The organism is Chitinophaga sp. H8 (genome assembly GCF_040567655.1).
Classification (GTDB): domain Bacteria; phylum Bacteroidota; class Bacteroidia; order Chitinophagales; family Chitinophagaceae; genus Chitinophaga; species Chitinophaga defluvii.
Window position 1 is genome coordinate 1,751,732 of sequence record NZ_JBEXAC010000002.1, and the last position, 19,242, is coordinate 1,770,973.

At 42.2% G+C, this 19,242-nt stretch carries 18 protein-coding genes and 2 tRNA genes; 4 read left to right on the forward strand and 16 right to left on the reverse strand.

Annotation, left to right across the window (positions count from 1 at the left end; all coding sequences use genetic code 11):
• Positions 1–62 precede the first annotated feature (62 nt).
• From ABR189_RS20985 to ABR189_RS20995, 3 genes are all read left to right on the forward strand, one after another.
• Positions 63–1,226, forward strand: coding sequence for a FecR family protein (locus tag ABR189_RS20985; RefSeq protein ID WP_354662440.1), 1,164 nt, complete (start codon positions 63–65; stop codon positions 1,224–1,226).
• 160 nt (positions 1,227–1,386) lie between these two features.
• Positions 1,387–4,752, forward strand: coding sequence for a TonB-dependent receptor (locus ABR189_RS20990; protein ID WP_354662441.1), 3,366 nt, complete (start codon positions 1,387–1,389; stop codon positions 4,750–4,752).
• A 37-nt stretch (positions 4,753–4,789) separates the two neighbouring features.
• The gene (locus ABR189_RS20995) at positions 4,790–5,635 is read left to right on the forward strand and encodes a hypothetical protein (RefSeq protein ID WP_354662442.1); all 846 of its coding nucleotides are present in this window, start codon (positions 4,790–4,792) and stop codon (positions 5,633–5,635) included.
• An 81-nt stretch (positions 5,636–5,716) separates the two neighbouring features.
• Here the strand turns inward: ABR189_RS20995 and ABR189_RS21000 are convergent.
• From ABR189_RS21000 to ABR189_RS21010, 3 genes are all read right to left on the reverse strand, one after another.
• A tRNA-Pro gene (locus ABR189_RS21000) sits at positions 5,717–5,791 on the reverse strand.
• 85 nt (positions 5,792–5,876) lie between these two features.
• Entirely contained in the window at positions 5,877–9,218 is a 3,342-nt protein-coding gene (locus ABR189_RS21005) for a DUF5107 domain-containing protein (protein WP_354662443.1), read from the reverse strand.
• Positions 9,219–9,296: 78 nt separating this feature from the next.
• A complete protein-coding gene (locus ABR189_RS21010; protein ID WP_354662444.1) occupies positions 9,297–10,685 on the reverse strand; it encodes a sugar porter family MFS transporter in 1,389 nt (462 codons plus the stop codon).
• Positions 10,686–10,855: 170 nt separating this feature from the next.
• Between ABR189_RS21010 and ABR189_RS21015 the strand changes: the two genes are divergently transcribed.
• Positions 10,856–11,749, forward strand: coding sequence for an AraC family transcriptional regulator (locus ABR189_RS21015; RefSeq protein WP_354662445.1), 894 nt, complete (start codon positions 10,856–10,858; stop codon positions 11,747–11,749).
• 175 nt (positions 11,750–11,924) lie between these two features.
• Here the strand turns inward: ABR189_RS21015 and ABR189_RS21020 are convergent, their stop codons facing one another.
• The 13 genes from ABR189_RS21020 to gpmA all read right to left on the reverse strand — a co-directional run bounded on the left by ABR189_RS21020 (position 11,925) and on the right by gpmA (position 19,221).
• Entirely contained in the window at positions 11,925–12,419 is a 495-nt protein-coding gene (locus tag ABR189_RS21020; RefSeq protein WP_354662446.1) for a DUF6691 family protein, read from the reverse strand.
• A gap of 12 nt (positions 12,420–12,431) precedes the next feature.
• Positions 12,432–12,995, reverse strand: a complete 564-nt coding sequence (locus ABR189_RS21025; RefSeq protein ID WP_354662447.1) for a YeeE/YedE family protein — start codon at positions 12,993–12,995, stop codon at positions 12,432–12,434.
• 8 nt (positions 12,996–13,003) lie between these two features.
• Positions 13,004–13,297 carry a thioredoxin gene (gene trxA / locus ABR189_RS21030; RefSeq protein WP_354662448.1) on the reverse strand — a complete coding sequence of 98 codons (294 nt, stop codon included), beginning with the start codon at positions 13,295–13,297 and terminating at the stop codon, positions 13,004–13,006.
• Positions 13,269–13,496, reverse strand: a complete 228-nt coding sequence (locus ABR189_RS21035; RefSeq protein WP_354662449.1) for a DUF6132 family protein — start codon at positions 13,494–13,496, stop codon at positions 13,269–13,271. Before ABR189_RS21035 ends, trxA begins: the two co-directional genes overlap by 29 nt.
• Positions 13,480–13,713 (reverse strand): hypothetical protein, encoded by a 234-nt coding sequence (locus tag ABR189_RS21040; protein ID WP_354662450.1) that lies wholly within the window; start codon positions 13,711–13,713, stop codon positions 13,480–13,482. Before ABR189_RS21040 ends, ABR189_RS21035 begins: the two co-directional genes overlap by 17 nt.
• The gene (locus ABR189_RS21045) at positions 13,710–13,919 is read right to left on the reverse strand and encodes a YgaP family membrane protein (protein ID WP_354662451.1); all 210 of its coding nucleotides are present in this window, start codon (positions 13,917–13,919) and stop codon (positions 13,710–13,712) included. The genes ABR189_RS21040 and ABR189_RS21045 overlap by 4 nt, the downstream gene beginning before the upstream one ends.
• Positions 13,920–13,924: 5 nt before the next feature.
• Positions 13,925–14,245: a rhodanese-like domain-containing protein gene (locus ABR189_RS21050; protein ID WP_354662452.1), complete on the reverse strand. Its 321-nt coding sequence runs from the start codon at positions 14,243–14,245 to the stop codon at positions 13,925–13,927.
• A gap of 33 nt (positions 14,246–14,278) precedes the next feature.
• The gene (locus tag ABR189_RS21055) at positions 14,279–15,667 is read right to left on the reverse strand and encodes an MBL fold metallo-hydrolase (protein WP_354662453.1); all 1,389 of its coding nucleotides are present in this window, start codon (positions 15,665–15,667) and stop codon (positions 14,279–14,281) included.
• A gap of 84 nt (positions 15,668–15,751) precedes the next feature.
• Positions 15,752–16,186 (reverse strand): OsmC family protein, encoded by a 435-nt coding sequence (locus ABR189_RS21060; RefSeq protein ID WP_354662454.1) that lies wholly within the window; start codon positions 16,184–16,186, stop codon positions 15,752–15,754.
• Between the two features lie 18 nt (positions 16,187–16,204).
• Positions 16,205–17,005 (reverse strand): sulfite exporter TauE/SafE family protein, encoded by an 801-nt coding sequence (locus ABR189_RS21065; protein WP_354662455.1) that lies wholly within the window; start codon positions 17,003–17,005, stop codon positions 16,205–16,207.
• Positions 17,006–17,066: 61 nt separating this feature from the next.
• Positions 17,067–17,693 carry a Crp/Fnr family transcriptional regulator gene (locus tag ABR189_RS21070; protein ID WP_354662456.1) on the reverse strand — a complete coding sequence of 209 codons (627 nt, stop codon included), beginning with the start codon at positions 17,691–17,693 and terminating at the stop codon, positions 17,067–17,069.
• 480 nt (positions 17,694–18,173) lie between these two features.
• Positions 18,174–18,251 (reverse strand) — tRNA-Pro (locus ABR189_RS21075).
• 223 nt (positions 18,252–18,474) lie between these two features.
• Positions 18,475–19,221 (reverse strand): 2,3-diphosphoglycerate-dependent phosphoglycerate mutase, encoded by a 747-nt coding sequence (gene gpmA / locus ABR189_RS21080; RefSeq protein WP_354662457.1) that lies wholly within the window; start codon positions 19,219–19,221, stop codon positions 18,475–18,477.
• Between the last annotated feature and the right edge of the window lie 21 nt (positions 19,222–19,242).

The following is a 19,242-nucleotide window of genomic DNA, read 5'->3' on the forward strand; positions in this document are numbered from 1 at the left end:
TGGATTGTATATATAGAGGGGAATACACCATCCCACACAAAATGGACAAAAGACATTGAAAGATGGACAATGATATATTTAGAAAACTGTTGGAGAAACACGCCAGCGGACAAACATTAAGTCCCGAAGAAGCAGTGCAGCTCAGGCAGGCATATGATCAACTCCTGAAGGAAGAACTTACGGCAACAGTCGAGGAGCCATCACCTGGTAAGGACGAACAACGTGGTATTGCCATACGCCAACGGATAAATCAAAGCATAGCAGACCGTCGCACAAAGCGTTTTCGCTTTGACCATATCAGGCGCATTGCCGCTGTCCTTTTATTAGGATTTACCTTGTTGGCCGCTACCTATTGGCTTTGGACAGCTAAGATGAATAACAATGACCAGCTTGCAAAGCAGGAAGACATTCTGCCCGGCGAGAACAAAGCCCGCCTCACATTGGCAGATGGGTCAGTTATTTCTCTGAATGATGCGCAGAAAGGCACCATCGCTACCCAGGGTGGGGTACATATCGAAAAGGATGCGGATGATAATATCCGTTATAACGCTGGCGGAAATCCGAAAGTAATGCCTTCGGCAGCCAATACTATTGCTACACCTAATGGAGGACAATACCGGGTAACCTTGCCGGACGGATCAATAGCTATGCTTAATGCTGCCTCCTCCCTGAGTTATCCCGTACAATTTTCAGATAAGGAACGCCGGGTAAAAATGACGGGCGAGGTTTATTTTGAAATCGAAAAAATGCCCATGCCGGGCGGAAAAGGGAATGTTCCTTTTTTTGTGGAAACTGCCGAACAGGAAGTTCAGGTGTTGGGTACACATTTTAATATCAATGCCTATGATAACGAAATCGCTATCAGGACAACACTGGTGGAGGGTAGTGTGAAGATAAAATCAAACGATGGACAGTCTGCATTGCTAAAGCCAGGCCAACAGGCGGTACTGGCAAAACAACTGATCGTACAACAGGCAGACATCGAACAACAGTTGGCGTGGGTAAACAGTGATTTTGTTTTTAGGGGCGAAACACTTGAAACTATACTGCGACAGGTGGCGCGCTGGTATGATATAGAAGTGGAATATCCACCGCATATCGGCAAGATGCGCTTTAACGGTATGGTGTCCCGCTCACAGCCACTGTCCGCTATCGTAAAAATGATACAGTCCACCAAAAAAGCTACCGTAACTGTTAAAAAAAGGAGGTTTATCGTGACAGATTGATACAAATTAAACATAGATACTGTAATCCGGTATAAAACAAAGGATAAGCTATAAACAAAATAGCCAAAGGTGGTGGAACACCTTTGGCCGGATCGTTAAATGTTTATCGAGGACACTGCGACAACAATAATCATCAATATAATTTAACACTAACAAAAGTATGAACTTTTCTCAATGCATGCGTGCTATGAAGATCACCATGTTGTTACTTACCTGCTTTCTGGTACAGGTCAACGCCCATACCTTTGCCCAGCGCATCAGTATAAACAGGCAGAACAGTACCATTCATGCAGTACTGGAGGATATCAGGAAACAGGCGAAGTATGACTTTTTTTACGATATGGACTTGTTCAACAGGGCCCAACCTGTCAGCATACGGGTTATGGATGCAACCATAGAACAGGTACTTAATACCCTTTTTAAGGGTCAACCTTACAGCTATACCATCGATAACAAGCTGGTGGTCATTACCGGATCTAATACACCGGTAGCTGTAAACATTGCACCCCAGACCGTCCGCCAGCAGTCCGGCCGCATCGGAGGTAAAGTACTGGACGACCGGGGGCAGCCACTTCCCGGAGCCTCTGTAAAGATTGTGCAGAACAACCAGGCGGTACAAAGCAGTGTAGACGGTAGCTACTACTTCAGCATAGCACCAGGCAATTATACCGTAGAAGTTACCTATCTCTCTTTCCAGACCAAGCGCATTACGCAGGTAGAAGTGAAAGCCGGTCAGCTGACCAGTCTCAATATCGTTTTGGTGCCATCGACCAAAACGCTCGGTCAGGTAGTGGTGACCGGTAGCTACAAGAAAGAGAGTGTGGCGGGACTATATGCAATACAGAAGAATGCGGCTTCCGTTACCGACGGTATCTCCGCCGAACAGATTGCCCGCACACCCGATAATGACATGGGACAGGTGTTAAAGCGCGTTACAGGCCTGACTACAGTAAACAACCGGAATGTGGTGGTACGTGGTATGTCAGATCGCTATAACCAGGCAATGCTGGATGGCATAGTAATCCCAAGTACCTCACAGAATAAGCGTGATTTTTCCTTTGAAATTATCCCTACTGAAATGGTGAGTTCCGTGGTAGTCAATAAAACAGCCACGCCAGATGTGTCTGCTGAATTTTCGGGTGGACAGGTTTCGGTGAATACAATCGATATTCCTGAAAAGAATTTTACAACCATCCAATACGGTATAGGAGGCAATTTGCAAGCTATCGGCAAAGACTTCTATCGGCTGGGAGAGCGGCATACCAGCGAGTATTTCGGCTTCTTTGATCAATCATCCAAAATGCCGGAGGGTATAAAGTCCTGGCAATGGAACAATCGAGCATCTCAATTGGATGCACCTCCTGGTTATAATCTGACCGATCCTGAATTGAACGGTACGCCGCTCAATCCAATAGAATTTGGTGATGGGGTAAAATACAATGATCTGGATGCGATTGCGCAATCCAAAAGGCTAAATAGCGATGCCTTGAAAACCTATAAATACAAAACCTCTCCTAATCAGAATATGCGTTTATCACTTGGACGTATCTATGAATTAGGAAATGGGAGCCGCTTGGGGTTTGCTGCTTCTGCCAATTTCAGAAATGAGCAGAATATAGTGTCTTTTAATAACCTGAGATCTTCTACCAAAGGCAGTTACCTGGATAGTACTGGTATTGGTGATAAAGGAGAAGGAACATCCTACCGGTTTAACAGTAGCGGAGGACTGGTGGCGAATATGGGATGGCAGGGTAAGGGATTTAAGATTGCCCTGAAGAATATGTATGCGCGTACTTACAGCGACAATTATAGTGAGTCGATTCAAAAACCGCATGATGATTCTGATCCTATAGCCACTAAACTTATTTATCAATTGCCGGAAGCCATGTCCTTGCAGCAGCATCAATTGATCGGTACCTATCAATTGCCCTGGAAGATAAAAGCCGAAGGGATGTTTACCGTCAACAAAATCAAACAACAGATTTTGGATGAACGCCGGCTTTCTTATCGGTTAACCACCATAATTGCAGGCCAGCCTTATTTTCAAACACCGGGTTTAATGAACCATAGAGCAGCATCTGTGAAGGATGGTTTCAAGGACTGGCGCATGTGGACACGCATTGATGAAACGGATTACAACTGGAGCGCAGCATTTTCCCGCAAATTTGGAGAAGAAAAACCGGTATCTACACTGGTCAGATTTGGATATCAGGCCTCGTCCAAAAGAAGATCTTTGAATTTATACAAAATGGTGCCCTGGACAAGATCCTGGGCAGTTGGTACCACCAATCAATTAGCCCCCGCGATAGAAATAAGCTATGATCAGTTGTTATCGCCCGAAAATATCGGAAATGGTGATGGTCAGGCCTATTACTATGCAGATGGGCTGGGAGGACGGTTTTATGATGGCAGGATGACATCACATGCCTTATATCTGATGGCCGATCAAAAACTTTGGAATAAACTCCGGTTGGTATATGGTGTTCGTGCCGAATATTTTGGTTTAAACTCTAATCAGGAAGACCTATACAAACGAGCCTACCAGGATGAACCAGACCCCGATGATGTACAAAAACATCGGTTTGGAGTCATAGAAAATAGCTGGCGCTTCCTGCCTTCTATTAATGCAACTTATAGTGTAACGCCGGAGTTTAATATCAGAGGCAGTTATTCGAAAACCGTCATACGTCCTGATTTCAGGGAGGTAGGTATGTTTGCAATGTATGATTTTGAATTAGACGGTTATGTGTACGGTGAGCATGTGCAATCTACATTGATCGATAATATGGATGTGCGGCTGGAATGGTATCCGTCACCCGGTGAGATTATCTCATTAACGGGGTATTATAAGAAACTGGATAAACCTATCGAATTAGTGCATTCTGGCGGCTCCGATTACACGTTTGCCAATATGGAGAATGCAAAAAACCTGGGATTGGAACTGGAGATCCGGAAAGATTTTACATTTCTATCTAATCGGGATTGGGCCAAAAATCTGTTCATACATGCCAATGGAACACTGCTCAAATCTGAAGTCAATGTATTAAGTCATTGGCAATGGATCAATAATCCTGAAACACAGGTGGCCGAACGAGTGCAGTCCCGCTATCCTAACCAGGACCGGCCACTGATAGGTCAATCTCCCTGGTTATTGAATTTGGGAGTTGGATATTGGGGTGACTATTGGGGTGCTACTGTAAGCTACAATCACCGTGGCCCCCGAACCAATCTGGCAAATGTTAATATGGCGCGGGTGGAATATGAGCTGGCACCTAAACAATTCGATGCGCAATTTTATGCCCGTTTTTTTAAGAGAAAATTGGAAGTTAAGCTGAATGTGGCCAATCTCCTGGATGATTGGACGCGCTACTATATGAATATTCATGATTATAAGCAGGATGACAACAAGTTTTTTGTACTAAAAGAAGGAAAATCTATCAAGTACCGTAAAGAAGATGGCGATATCATCACCTACCGCAAAAAGGATGGAAGAAGGTTTAGTCTGAGTTTCAGCTATAACTTTTAATCCCAATCGCTACATCTGATGAGTAAAAAATAAACTGATGAAAAAACATACAAAAAATATAATAGTAGCCGTCTTGTTGTTAGTGGGACTTTATTCCTGCCAGAAAGCGGAGTACGTAACGCCATTCGCAACATTTGTGGATGTATATTTTGATGCGGATAAAACCGCCCTGCGAGATAATGGAGCAGGGGTTTTTATTGCAGCGAAATATAATGGCTATCCCATTGAATGGAATATACTTTCGAAAAAGATAAAAGTTGTAGCTGGTGAAGGGAAATTTGAATTTTATGATACCCGCAACGGAAATGTGGTAGCTGAAAAGGTGATCGATGTGAAAGCAGATTCCAAGGAAACCTATACGATGTTCCAGCCTACAATGGAGGCCCCGGTTGTTTTTATCGATCCTGCTGCGCAGGAAAGTGAAAGCCCTGCTCCGGCCGGGCACATCAAACTGAAAGTGGCCAACTATGCAAAGGACCTTATCCCATTTGAACATACAGACCTCAAAGTTTCGATAAGTTATTATGATGTAGACTGGAATGAAGTGATTACAGAAATCGGGATAATTAAAGATGTGAAAAATACTATTGACCAGGCGGAATACTATATCCTGCCAGATGGTGTCCCGAGTCCCTTACCCGAAATTGGTTACAACTACGTATTCGAATTTGTGGACAGTGACACCGGACAACCATTGCTCAATTATGGAGGCACAAATTATTCCAATGTAGCATTTAACCCTGCGGGTATTGATCCGTTGCCGGTTAACAATGTGTTTACTTTATACATGGTTTCCAGAAAAACCTGGGGAGAAGCACCCCCATTTCTAAAAAAGGGAGATGCCTTTTACGAAATAGCTACAAGCGTACTTTTTGCAAATTAGATGCACCATCATGGCATGAAAAACAAAGTCCCTCTGATCATATGATCAGAGGGACTTTGTTTGCCTTTGGAAGCTTATCCGTCGGGGCGGCAAGATTCGAACTTGCGACCTCCTGCTCCCAAAGCAGGCGCGATGACCGGACTACGCTACGCCCCGTGTTCACAGATGAAAAGGATATTTACCTGTGAATAAGGACGCAAATGTAGTAATTAAATCTAAAAATCCAAATACGCCTGTAATATTACCGGACTGTAACAGCCACGTCAGCCATCATCTGTAGGGCGCCGGGATGATTGATGTCCATTTCCCTCACCTGTTTAAAACAATCAGTGGCTTGTGTATGCGCTCCTAATCCCATATAACCAAGCCCCATCAGATACAGGCAATGTATCTGGTTCTTTACATTCAGATTATCATCGAAGATTTGAAAATCGGGTAATGACACCGCAAAATAATCGAGCTGAACATTATCATTAAAATGGGCTTTCCCATATTGGATCAGTTTATTGAAGCGCTGAACGGCTTCCGCTGTTCTGTTTAATTCCAGTAAAGCCATTCCCTGGAAATAAATAGTATCAGGCTTTTGATCATTGTAAAAAAATGCCTGTGCTGGCTCGCTAAGCCCTTTTGTTGCATATTCAAAGTAGGCTATGGCTTTTTCGTTTTCGCCTGATCCTTTGTAAGCACATCCTTTGTAATAATGAATATCATTTTCCATGGCGCCGTGCAGTTTCCCTTCGCCTAAATGATGCGGATAGCTGTCAGTGTTTTGTAAGAGGTGTAACGCCTGTTGGTAATTTTTATCCTGTAAGGCTTGCTTGGCCAAAGCTATCTGGCAAAATAAAAACTGGCCTGTTACTTTGCCCTCACCACCTTCCCAGGGATGGAATTGCCTTTCTGCGATTAATTGTTGGGCTTTTTTATACTCTCCTAGAGCATTATAGAGGGTAATGCGCTCTAAGTACAAATCATCCCTGCTGATCACGAGATCCAGGTATTGTTCCAGGAATGCCAGTCTTTCTTTAAAGGGATGGTTTAATTTTTTATATAGCTGGTCCAGCTCCATCAATACCCGTGCATCTGTGGTGTCTGCCTGGAAAGCTTTTTCCAGTGATTGCAATGCTTTATCCTGGAGTAACGACTTGTTGTAATAAGCTAATGCCAGGTTACGGTGTGGAGTAGGGAAGCTATCATCCAGCGCAACAGCCCTTTCCCAACTGGCAATGGCATCCTGATATTGTTTATGTGCATACAGGAAATTGCCTAAGTAATAATGGGCTTTAGCATCCCCCGGATGATATGTAATTGCCGCTTGTAGCGCCAGCATAGCATCTGGCTGATTTGGGAAGCAACCAGCTGGATTGGCGCCGGCTGCCATCGCAAAGTGTGCTTTACCAGCTGCATCATTACCTAGCTTCATATTAAACCAACCTATAAAATACAAGGCCATCGGATAAGTGTCAGCTGCGGAGACAGTTTCATCTATTCCTATTTGCAGGAATGAAATGGCTTCCTGATAGTATCCGCACCAAAAATAGTCCAGCGCATATGCAATGTAGTTATGTATGTTTTTCTGCTGGAGGGTCTTTATCTCCTGTAGTAGCTCATTGGCAGCGTCTGTAGCAGCATCTTTAAGCAACAGGTATTTTTCGTAATAGCATCCTATGCTAAATCCATCTATTTGCAGAGAGGCGGCAGCCATATCCATGGCCTCCTTATGCCGGTTTAATTTACGTAGTAGGGCTGTTTTTAAATGCCGTGCCTTATGATGATGCCAATTGCGGACAAGGCAACGATCTGCCAGCTCCAGTGCCTCTTCAAAACTATTATTTACGGCGGCTATCTGTGCCAGTGCAAAATAGCCATTGTCCTGCCAGGCTGCATTCCATACAGCCTTATATAATACATCAAACGCTTCCTCCAGTTTACCCTGATATTGCAAACACCTCCCCAGATTGTATAAAGGTTCCCCATCATAAGGATTAGGGTTTCTTGCGGTGATGGTAGCAATGGCTTTTCTGAAGTAGCTTTCTGATGCTGCAAATTGTCCACGGCGCAGTAATAACAAACCCATGGCATTGTTACATCTTACATCACCGGGCTCTCTTCGTAATGCCTCTGCATAATAATCTTCTGCGCGATAAGTAGCATGGCGGTATTGCTCTATGTGCAAACCAGTCAGGTACAATTGTTCAATACTGGTAGTGTCCTGCGGCGATTTGGAAGCTACTGCTGCCTCAGGAATGGCCTTTTGTTCATGTAATTCAGGTTGATAAGCTACCAATGTTCTACCATCCGCCGTTTTCAGGATTACTTTTAGCGCTTGTTCAGGGACGTCTGGAATAGCGATACTTGTTGAAAAAGGACTTTCCGGTGCGATCGTGATCCGCGTTTCAAACAAAGTGGTTGCCCCCTGCTGTAACTGTACCAGTGCCTGTTCATACAAAGCAGTGGTATAGCAAATGATAGTTGCTACGCCATCTGCCACTGTTAAATTCACCAGTGCATCTTTGGTCGCATTCTTTACCATGCCTGCCTCACTATAAGGCAAAAAATATTGAACAAAAGACTTTTCCTCATGCGGCATCAGCCAGGTGAAATCCGGTTGATTATCACAATACATCCCTGTCATCAATTCAATATAAGGGCCATCTTCGTCTGTTAAATTCCTATCCCACGCCTTACCAAAATCTCCATTACCCCATGTCCATTGTTTTTTTCCGGTAGATACGTGATGATTGGCTACGTGCAGTAAACCCCCTTTGGTATCATGCTCATATCCCCCAACAAAATCATACTTGCTTTTAACAGCCATATAAGAAGTGGGCACCGGAATATTTTTATAACGGGAAATGTCGGTACCCGGTGAATAATCCACCTTGTAATAAGTGCCGGTGGCAATCGGGAAATCTGAAACATCCCGCTTGCCATGATCAAACACTGCATTTACATCAGGAGGAAATACGGACTGGTAATCGTCATTTACTTTTACAGCCGGATTGGCCCACCATAAAAATGTTTGAGGAAAAGGGGTACAGTTATAGAGTTGTGCCCTTATCTCCAGGTAGGCTTTATCCGGATAAAGTGTAAATCCGGCCATCCCTTTGGTGCCGGACATACGTTCTACTTCATTTACCCATACTGTACAACTGCCGTCTTCATGCTTTTGTAAACGAAAGTCTATGGGTTGATACGTGCTGGGACGATGGTGTTGCGGCCAGTTGAACTCAATCCCACCACTGATCCAGGGACCGGTCAATCCCACCAATGCAGGCTTAATTACCTGGTTGTAATAAACAAAATGACGTTGTTTTACTTTATCATAGGCCATTTGAATACGACCGCCCAATTCAGGCAGGATCATGATCTTCAGATATTTGTTCTCCAGGAAAACAGCCGTATATTTTTGATCAGTTTTTTCATCAAATATTTTCTCTACCACCTGGTTTGGGTATACCGCTCCGCTGCTTCCCTGATAAACCCGCTTTTCCAGAAATAAAGGATTTTTCTCAGGCTTACCAATTGGATAAGTGGGGATAGTGATTGTTTCTTCCCAGATTTTCACAAACAGTTCTTCCTTCATGGTTATGTTGTTATTACTTTTTTTACTGCATAAGACTACTATTGCTGGTAGTTGTTCTTTAGGGGCATTCCAGCTTCCTTACTTCACTGTTTCGCTCATCAGTTCTGTTTCAATCTCTTCCAATGATTTCCCCTTTGTTTCCTGTACTTTAAAATAGATAAGCATGAATCCGGCTAAGCAAATGCCTGCATATACATAGAAAGTATTTTGAACACCACCCACCAATTTTGTCAGGATAGGAAAGGTAAATGTGAGAATGAAATATGCTGCCCATAAGCTCATGATAGCTATGGAGGAGGCCGCATCACGAACTTTATTCGGGAATATCTCGGAGATGAGCACCCATGTTACCGGGGCCAGTGTGGTAGCATATAAGCCAATGGCAGAGAGCAGGAAAATAGCGGAGGCAGTAGCCAATCGTGCACCAAGTACGATGGCGATAATAATGTATAAAACGCAAAGGCCTCCGGCTCCTATGAGCATTAATGGTTTCCTGCCCAGTTTATCCACCAGCAGTATAGCGAGTATGGTAAATACCACATTAACGCTTCCGATAAAAACAGTTTGCAGCAACTGGTCATCCTGGCTGGCACCAATGCTTGCAAAAATATTGGAGGTATAATTGAACACTACATTTATCCCGCAAAATTGCTGGAATACGGCCAGACCGATACCTACTGTTACGGCAGCAACAAATGGTTGTTTTAAGGCCGCCATATAATTCATTTTAACTACACCTGCCAGCGACTGCTTAATGGAAGCAGTACTGGCGGCTACATAATTTTTATCACCGATTGCAGATAATACTTTCTGGGCTTTAGCATCTTTGTTGGCTTTAAATAACCACCGGGGACTCTCTGGTAAAAAACAAACACCTATGAAAAATAACACAGAAGGGACAACACCTGTACCAAACATCCAGCGCCACGCATCCTGGCTATGGTTACGTAAAGCATAATTCACCAGCGAGGTGATTAAAATACCGATTACAATAGTGAATTGATAGATGGCAACCATGCGGCCACGAACCTGAGGGGGAGATACTTCGGCAATGTACATGGGGGCCAGCATAGATGCCATCCCAACACCGAGCCCGGCACAAAAGCGGAAAAATATAAATAGGGAAAGTCCAGGTGCTAATGCCATCCCGGCGGAAGAAAAGGCAAAAATAAAGGCAGACAGCAGTAATGCAGGCTTCCTGCCATATCTTTCTGCTGTTCTGGCGGCAATGAAACAACCTATGATACAGCCGATAGCCAGACAGCCGGTAGTAAACCCTTCCCAATACTCATTTAATCCAAATTGCTCCCTTAAAAAAGGGAGTGCGCCCGAAATTACAGCAAAATCGAATCCAAAGAGATAACCGCCCATTGCAGCAATCAACGCCAGCCTGAACAGATAAAAATGAGCTGTTTTGCCGGATGGTATATTGTCAGGAGTATTTCCGTTAATCGTAATGACTGCCATACTTAACCTCAATTTGTAATTAACCCGGGATAAAATTAACGGAACTGAGCACGCAATTAAATAGACAAAAATCTAAAAACATAGATTATATTACGATCTGCTGTGTTGGGGGAATAATGATGGGAAACCCCGTTCCGGGAGGAGGGATAAAAAAAACTAAGTGCTTTTGTATGGCTAGGGAAGTATATAAAAAAAGAGATGGATTCACTGGGCAAAAGGCCATTTCACTGCCTGCAATTATAAAAAAGGATGAAACTGATCCCATCCTGCAGAATTTAATGATCACAGATATAGGATATTATCCTAATGCACATGACCATTACAGGGCCAGGGTAAAAGGGATTGATCAGCATATTTTTATTTATTGTGTGGATGGGAATGGCTGGTGCAAAATGGGGGGGAAGGAATATCAGATCAGGAATGATGAATATTTAATCGTGCCCGCTGATACACCACATACCTACGCCGCAGATAAGGATGCCCCATGGACTATTTACTGGATACATTTTAAAGGTAGTTTCTCGCTTGCCATTGTACAGGAACTATTAGAAAGATTAGAGAAGAAAAGTAACTACATCCGGTACAGCGAAAAGAGAATTAAAATTTTTGATGAGTTATTCGATAACCTGGAAAGGGGTACTGCAAAACAAAACCTGGCTTTTATAAGCCTGGGGCTTGGCTACTTTCTGTCTTCATTTTTATACCAGGAGTGTTTCAATCTTAATGAAACAAACCAGGTGAGAGATAACCCGATTGAGTTATCCATTTCATACATGAAACAAAAGGTGGAGATGCTGCTGACGCTGAAAGAACTGGCTGAAACGGCCAACCTTTCGCCTTCTCATTACTCCTACCTGTTTAAACAACACACCGGCTATTCCCCCATAGAATATTTTAACCGCCTGAAGATTCAGAAGGCCTGCGAATGGTTGCAGTTTACTGAAATGAATATTAATGAGATCAGTTATAAGCTGGGCATAGATGATGGCTTTTATTTTTCCAGGTTATTTAAGAAAACAATGGGGGTTTCCCCGAAACATTACCGGCAGAAGTGGAATCCATAGGAAATGAGATCGGAAAGATCCTAAGTTACCTGAATGCCATATAACCTGACAGGTTTATATTTTCAAGGGTTTAGACGAAAACGTTGGTTTGCCATATAAAATACCTGACAGCAGGCAGAAAAAGAGATGTTTTCTGAGCAGCTTTTTTGTTTTGACGATATTAACCGATCTGATATTAATGCGGCAGTTGCTCTCTTAGCAAGCCATATACCCAAGTGCCTGCAATGGCACTCAACAGGGTAACTGCGACAACGGTAGCCCCTGTCCCGATTTGTGCGAACAACGGACCAGGACAGGCTCCTGTCATAGCCCAACCCAAACCGAAAATAAAACCACCGAAGATTTGTCCTTTATTGAATGTTTTGGGCGCAATTTTAATGGGTTCGCCGTAAATAGTTTTGATGTTGAATTTCTTTATCAGGAAAACGGAAATTATACCTGTAATGACCGCACTCCCAATAATACCGTACATATGGAACGATTGCAGGCGAAACATTTCCTGTATGCGATACCAGCTTACTACTTCTGATTTTACGAAGACAATACCGAATAATATGCCAATGGCTAAGTATTTGAGATTATGATACCATTTATGTTGCAAACGGCTTTCGTTCACACACATCGAATCCAATTCACGAAGCTGTAAGTCTTTTTCTGTATCTTGTTGCATTTCTTGTTGGGGTTATAATGAAAGTATGAACGGTAAAATGAGGTTTGCCATAGTGAAACCTCCAACCATAAAACAAATGGTGGCAATCAATGACGGTAATTGTAAATTAGACAGCCCCATAATAGCGTGTCCGCTTGTACAACCTCCTGCATAGCGTGTACCGAAGCCTACTAAGAAACCTCCGGCTACCATCAGGATAAAGCCTTTCAAGGCAAATAAAGACTGCCAGTTGAGAATATCTTCAGGGATTAAATTGTTATAGTTGGTAATATCGTAGCCTGCTAATTCCTGCACCAATTTGGGATTGACTTCAATGGGAGCGGGATTTGATAACAGGTGAATGGCAATAGTGCCGCCTAAAAATATCCCGAATACAAAAAACAGATTCCACGCTTCTTTTTTCCAATCGTACTTAAAGAACGGGATATTGGCTGGCATACAGGATGCACATATATGCCGTAATGATGAACTGATGCCAAACGATTTGTTGCCAATGATTAATAGTAAGGGGACGGTCAGCCCAATCAATGGGCCAGCAACATACCACGCCCACGGTTGTTTCAAAAATTCTATCATTGACGGTTTTATATGTTTTTGTTAATTAATCTTTCTAATTCATTTGCCGGGAAAATGCCGGATTTCCGCCAGCGTATTTCTCCATTTTTAAATATAATAAGCGTAGGTACACCTCGTACTTGATACGCTGTTGCTGCCTGCGGGTTTTTGTCCACATCTATTTTAATGATGTTCGCATTATCGCCTACACGCTGTTTTAGTTCTTCCAGAATGGGCAACATCGTCTTGCAGGGTCCGCACCATTCGGCAAAGAAATCTACCAATACAGGTTTATCACTGTTGATTATCTCCTGGAACGTCATATTGTTTTTTATCTTTTTTAAATGTTGATAACAGAAGCCCGCCCATAGCTGCACCATAGAGGGTGCTGTTTATAGGGTTTGCGGTAATGGCACAACTGCCCGTACTACACCCAATAAGTTTCCAATACAAATAGCCTGCTGCTGCTCCGATAGGCAAACCTATCAGGGTAAACAGATGTTTTTTAATGAACTTCTTCATACGTTATATCTTCTGCCTTTTTATTGTTTTTCGAAACAGAGGTATTACAGCCTGAAACACCGCAGCAACCGATATTCATCAAAGGCATTAATGAAAATAAACCGCCTAAGCCTACGAGCAGCCATTCTTTTGTAGTAATGCCCTGTAGTATTACGAAAATGCCTAACACTAATCGCAGCGCCCGCATAAAATCCCAATTCCTCAAATAATTTTTCATTGTCCTTTCTTTTTTAAAGTGCTGATGCCGAATGGTAGATACAACGGGCAAAAACTAATGAACGATGTAAGTACAAAAGCAACAGCCAATATACCCAATATAATAGCTACTGTGCCTGAAATAGTATTAGTGAAGTACAAGACACCAATTACAACCGCGATGAGTATGCGGATTGTTTTATCAGCCGTTCCCATATTTTTTTTCATATCTATTAATTTTTTTGGGTTACTATCTGATTTACATTTTGCCACGTTCCGCCGTTAATGACATTCTGAAAGCCGTTTTGTTCCAAAATGCTTTTTGCCTGTCTGCTTCTGTTTCCACTTCTGCAAAAGACAACGATATTTTCCTTTCCCTTGAATTTTGATAATTCCATCGGCACCTTATCCAACGGAATGTTTACTGCTCCTTTTACGCTGCCTTCCGCAAATTCTGCAGCAGTACGCACATCTACTAAGAGAGCATCTCCTTTGATAGCTTCGGTAAGCTGGCTGTTATCTGTATTGCCGAATAAGGCTGAAAAAAATCCCATAGTTTTTAATTTTAGGAATTAGTACAAGTGTAGTCAGTTGTTTTTACCATTCGCTGCCAACCACTCTTTCATCCCACCTGAAAAGTTCTTTATATTTTCAAAACCATTTTTAGCAAGGATAGAATAAGCGATGGTCGAACGGTCGCCTGCCTGGCAGTGAATGACAACTTGCTTGTCTTTACTGATTTTATCCAAATTGTCAGGTAAGGTTCCAACAAAAACATTATCAGCACCCTCTACGTGTATTGCTTCGTATTCTGATGCTCCCCGAACGTCTATTATCTGTACATTTTCTTGCCCGATGTAGGTTTTGAATTCTTCCAAAGAAATCACGTCTGCCGTCTGAAGTTTCATATCTAAATCGTGTACATCGGAAATGTAACCATATATATTATCCAAACCTATGCGCATTAGCTTACGGGTCAAATCTTCCATTTGGCTGTCATCAGCTACCAATATAAATTGTTCCTGATAGTTTAGCATCCAACCGCACCACGTAGAAAAAGAGTTATTGCCCTGAATGTTCAGGCTGCGGGGAATAAAACCTTTGGAAAAATCCACCTTATTACGGGTATCTATTATTTTAATACCTTTTTCATAGGCAGACATAAACTGCGCTTTGGACAGCTTTGGATGTTTCGGAACTTCAATCAATAAAGTACGGTTCACTTTATTGAGGTGCTTCATCATTGCAAAATATTTCGGCGGTTCGGGCTGATCAGCTAACAGATAATCGGTAAATCCCTTTTCATCGCTGCCATACTGGAACGCCCAATTGCGTATTTTCTCATAACCTACGGTAGAGCTATGCACTGCTCCCAAAGCCTTGCCGCAAGCTGAACCTGCTCCGTGTGCAGACCAAACCTGAACATATTCAGGAAGCACAGCAAACTTTTTTAACGATTGAAACATCTGTTTGGCTCCGGCTTCTTTTGTTCCGATAAGACCTGCGGCTTTTTCCAGCAAATCAGGACGACCAATATCACCTACAAAGACAAAATCGCCTGTGAACACCATAACGGGCTTGTCCGCTGCCGGATGGTCAGTTAGTAAGAAGCTGATGCTTTCTGGCGTGTGACCTGGTGTGTGCATGACCTCCAATGTGAGGTTACCCATCCTGATAATATCGCCGTCTTTCAGCCCTTTGTGCGGGAACTGATATTGCCAGTCTTCGCCGCCCTCGTCTGAAAGGTACATTGTTGCCCCGGTTACTGCTGCCAGTTCTCTTGAACCGCAAAGGAAGTCTGCGTGTATGTGGGTTTCAGTAATGTGCGTAATACGGAGGCCATTCTGCTGTGCAATGTCGAGATATACATCAATATCCCTTTGGGCATCTATTACGATTGCTTCACCCGTAGCCTGACAGCCTATTACATAACTACCCTGTGCCAAACTCTTATCATAAACGTGTTGAAAAAACATGCTAATTTATTTTTATCGTTATCATTCTTTTTATTACTGCAAATTTCCATTACTTATTTTTCCTGTACAGTTACATTTGTTACATTAGCTGATTTGAGCAGTCATAATAATCTCTGTTTTCATCGAGTTGGTAACCAGGCAGCCAGCTTCCGCTTTTTTAGCCAATCGGTGTGCCGTGACTGCATCTTTATCTGGATTGGTCAATTTTATAACCGGAAACATTTCTGCTTGAGTGAAAATATATTTCCCATCCACCATTTCCAGTTTTGCAATAGTTTTACAACTGAAATCTTCCATTTCTACTTTAAAATTTTGGGCAATTGCTAAAAAAGTAGCCATATAACAACTATTGATAGCGGAAACAAATAAATGCTCCGGTGACCAGATACCCGGAACGCCGTTTGGAAATTCAGGTGGTGTGGCACATTCAATTGTTTGATTTAAAACAGGTGATGAAAGTTCTCCAATCCTGGCATCTTTCCATTGAATGTTTACTTCGTAAAAATGTGTTTGTGACATACTGTTTGATATTTTATATTACTTTGTTATTGTTTCTTTAATAATGATATAAATACCCATTACCAGCACAAACCAACCGAAAGCAGGTTTTAATTTAGTGGCTTTTATTTTTGTTGAGAGGTAACTTCCTATCAGGATGCCTATAATTGCAATGGAAGCAATGACTAATAAAAGTCCCCATTGTACGGAAGTATGGGGCAGGGAAAACAAAAATCCCATTAAAGAATTGATGGAAATAATAAGCAATGACGTGCCTATAGCTGTTTTTATCGGCAATTTCAGGAGGTTTACCAAAGCAGGGATAATCAGAAAGCCACCACCTGCGCCAATCAGTCCCGTAATTACACCGATAAAAATTCCCTGTAAGAGAATTTGCAGGTAATCGAATGATGGCTTTTGCAAGGCTTCATCATTTGTCCCCCCGTTATCTTTCTTTATCATACTGTATGATGCTGCAATCATCAGTGCGGCAAAGAGCAACATCAACAAAATATCTTTGGTTATGGTATAGCTCCCGACAGTAAAGACATCCTGCGGGATAGCGGTGAGAATATACTCCCTTGTTAGAAAAATGGCTGCAATGGATGGGATACCGAAAACAATTGCTGTTTTGATGCTGACCAATCCTTTTTTGAAGTATGAAAATGAACCGACAATGCTCGTTGAACCAACTATAAAAAGAGAATAAGCGGTTGCGAGTACCGCATCGAGGTTGAACAGGTAAACCAGTACAGGAACAGTCAAAATACTACCACCACCACCGATTAGCCCTAAAGAAATACCAATAAAAACTGATGCCGAATACCCCGCTATATCCATAGATTTCTGAAATTGATACTGCAAATTTGCACCAATTCAAAAACCTGTACAGTTACATTTGTTACATAAGCGTGATTTTGTTTCTGCCCAATTTAACCGTTCCGTTTTCTTCCAATTGTTTTAATAATCGGGAAACTACAACCCTTGCTGTTCCCAATTCATTGGCTAATTGTTCGTGGGTAATGTTCAGTGTTTTGTTTCCTGTAAGTTTTTGTTTTTTTTGCAATAAAGCCAACAATCGTTCATCTACTTTTTTGAATGCAATGGAATTTACAATTTCAAGCAGTTCTTCAAAACGCTTGTGGTATAAACGGAAAATATAATCCAGCCATTGTGGATATTCTTTGATGAATAACGACACTTTTTCCATTGGTAGAAAAAGGATTTCAGCATCTTCTTCCACTTCGGCTTTAACCTTGCTTGTTTCATTGTGCAAACCGCCCAAAAATGACATAATGCAGCTTTCTCCGGCTTTAATGTAATACAATAGAATTTCCCTGCCGTCTTCCTCTGTTCGCATAACTTTCAGTGTTCCTTTGGTAACAATAGGGATAGAACGAATAGAAGAGTTTTCATTCAGGATGACACTTCCGGCTTTATATTCTTTTCTTATACTATTTTCATAGAGCTTCTCTACTAATTCAGGAGAGGATTTAAATTCTGTTATCTGTTCCAATTGCTCCATCATATAATAAATATTTATTAAAGATACTTAGTATTTTTTATAAGCTTTTACTCCCTTGAAAAAGTCTACCTTCTAAAGTCAAATCCCGCCCTCCTATTCCCGAAGCAATGTTCCATGTTGTTATTCTTGCGTAAATACAAACTAACAATGGGTCGTTTTTTACTTTGCGTGCAATGAAATCAATACTAAAGGTGTTCGAAATGACAGCCATAGCAATTCATTTTAAATGTGATTGATACTATTTGTTCTTTTTCACAATTCTGATTCACCTGATGAAAGGGAATCCGTAGCTAAACAGTAGCCAAAATTTTCAAAGAAAAAGTGATATAATTTATTGGTTGCCAATGTATTGATTTGAATGTCGAGAGTAAATTTGTATGAGAAAAATACTCATGGTTACATTGATAGGAATTAGTAGGGCAGAAAAAGAAAAGCTCGTAAATATTACTATTTACGAGCTTCTAATTTGGGTTTAATCCCAATTGGTCGGGGCGGCAAGATTCGAACTTGCGACCTCCTGCTCCCAAAGCAGGCGCGATGACCGGACTACGCTACGCCCCGATTGTTTTAGGCTGCAATTACCTTATATCCGGTGGCAATTGCGGAGTGCAAAAGTATGTAATGGATTGATATAAACAAAATATTGTTGAACTATTTTGAGGCTTTTATATATGCAAAATAGGATGTGCTTTTTTAATTTCCTTGTCAGTATTGCATTACAGACGATGAAAAATATTTAGGCAAACAAAGAAAAAAACAACCGGTCCGGCTTTTTGTACAGGATTTATTTTGCTTTGCCCTGATGCACCACGGCAGCCAGTTGCTGCGCTACCACTTCCGGATCCCCTAAATAATACTTTTTAACCGGTGTCAGTTGATCATCCAGTTCATATACCAGGGGAATGCCGGTGGGTATGTTTAAACCAGGGATATCTGCATCAGATATATGGTCCAGGTATTTTACCAATGCCCGCAAACTATTGCCATGGGCGGCTATCACTACCTTTTGACCCTGTTTTAAAAGCGGGGTAATAGCGGTTTCCCAATAGGGCATTACGCGGTGTACCGTGTCTTTTAATGTTTCAAACAAAGGGATATCTCCAGGGGCAAGGGCTGCATACCGGGGATCACTACCCGGATACCTTTCATCGTCCGGAGTAAGTGCCGGAGGAGGGATATCATAGCTTCTGCGCCAGATCATCACCTGTTCTTCTCCGTATTTAGTGGCCATTTCTGCCTTATTAAGCCCTTGTAATGCACCATAGTGCCGCTCGTTCAGCTTCCACGACTTGACCACAGGTATCCATAGCTGATCCATTTCCTCCAGCAGCAGATCCAGTGTCTTGATCGCTCTTTTCAGCACGGAGGTAAAGGCAATATCAAAAGTGTACCCTTCCGATTTCAATATTTTACCGGCTTGCTTAGCTTCTGCTATCCCCTTTTCAGAAAGGTCTACATCTGTCCAGCCGGTAAATCGGTTCTCCTTATTCCAGGTACTCTCCCCATGTCTTATTAAAACCAGTTTGATCATGGTTATCGTTTTGGGTAGCTG

Coding starts and splice junctions, on each gene's coding strand:
- gpmA (WP_354662457.1), bottom strand. CDS start 19,221: ATGATCAAACTGGTTTTAATAAGACATGGGGAGAGTACCTGGAATAAG.
- ABR189_RS21010 (WP_354662444.1), bottom strand. CDS start 10,685: ATGGCAGTCATTACGATTAACGGAAATACTCCTGACAATATACCATCC.
- ABR189_RS21050 (WP_354662452.1), bottom strand. CDS start 14,245: ATGGGATTTTTTTCAGCCTTATTCGGCAATACAGATAACAGCCAGCTT.
- ABR189_RS20990 (WP_354662441.1), top strand. CDS start 1,387: ATGAACTTTTCTCAATGCATGCGTGCTATGAAGATCACCATGTTGTTA.
- ABR189_RS21070 (WP_354662456.1), bottom strand. CDS start 17,693: ATGATGGAGCAATTGGAACAGATAACAGAATTTAAATCCTCTCCTGAA.
- ABR189_RS20985 (WP_354662440.1), top strand. CDS start 63: ATGGACAATGATATATTTAGAAAACTGTTGGAGAAACACGCCAGCGGA.
- ABR189_RS21065 (WP_354662455.1), bottom strand. CDS start 17,005: ATGGATATAGCGGGGTATTCGGCATCAGTTTTTATTGGTATTTCTTTA.
- ABR189_RS21055 (WP_354662453.1), bottom strand. CDS start 15,667: ATGTTTTTTCAACACGTTTATGATAAGAGTTTGGCACAGGGTAGTTAT.
- ABR189_RS21005 (WP_354662443.1), bottom strand. CDS start 9,218: ATGAAGGAAGAACTGTTTGTGAAAATCTGGGAAGAAACAATCACTATC.
- ABR189_RS21060 (WP_354662454.1), bottom strand. CDS start 16,186: ATGTCACAAACACATTTTTACGAAGTAAACATTCAATGGAAAGATGCC.
- ABR189_RS21045 (WP_354662451.1), bottom strand. CDS start 13,919: ATGAAAAAAAATATGGGAACGGCTGATAAAACAATCCGCATACTCATC.
- ABR189_RS21025 (WP_354662447.1), bottom strand. CDS start 12,995: ATGATAGAATTTTTGAAACAACCGTGGGCGTGGTATGTTGCTGGCCCA.
- ABR189_RS21015 (WP_354662445.1), top strand. CDS start 10,856: ATGGCTAGGGAAGTATATAAAAAAAGAGATGGATTCACTGGGCAAAAG.
- trxA (WP_354662448.1), bottom strand. CDS start 13,297: ATGACGTTCCAGGAGATAATCAACAGTGATAAACCTGTATTGGTAGAT.
- ABR189_RS20995 (WP_354662442.1), top strand. CDS start 4,790: ATGAAAAAACATACAAAAAATATAATAGTAGCCGTCTTGTTGTTAGTG.
- ABR189_RS21040 (WP_354662450.1), bottom strand. CDS start 13,713: ATGAAAAATTATTTGAGGAATTGGGATTTTATGCGGGCGCTGCGATTA.
- ABR189_RS21020 (WP_354662446.1), bottom strand. CDS start 12,419: ATGCAACAAGATACAGAAAAAGACTTACAGCTTCGTGAATTGGATTCG.
- ABR189_RS21035 (WP_354662449.1), bottom strand. CDS start 13,496: ATGAAGAAGTTCATTAAAAAACATCTGTTTACCCTGATAGGTTTGCCT.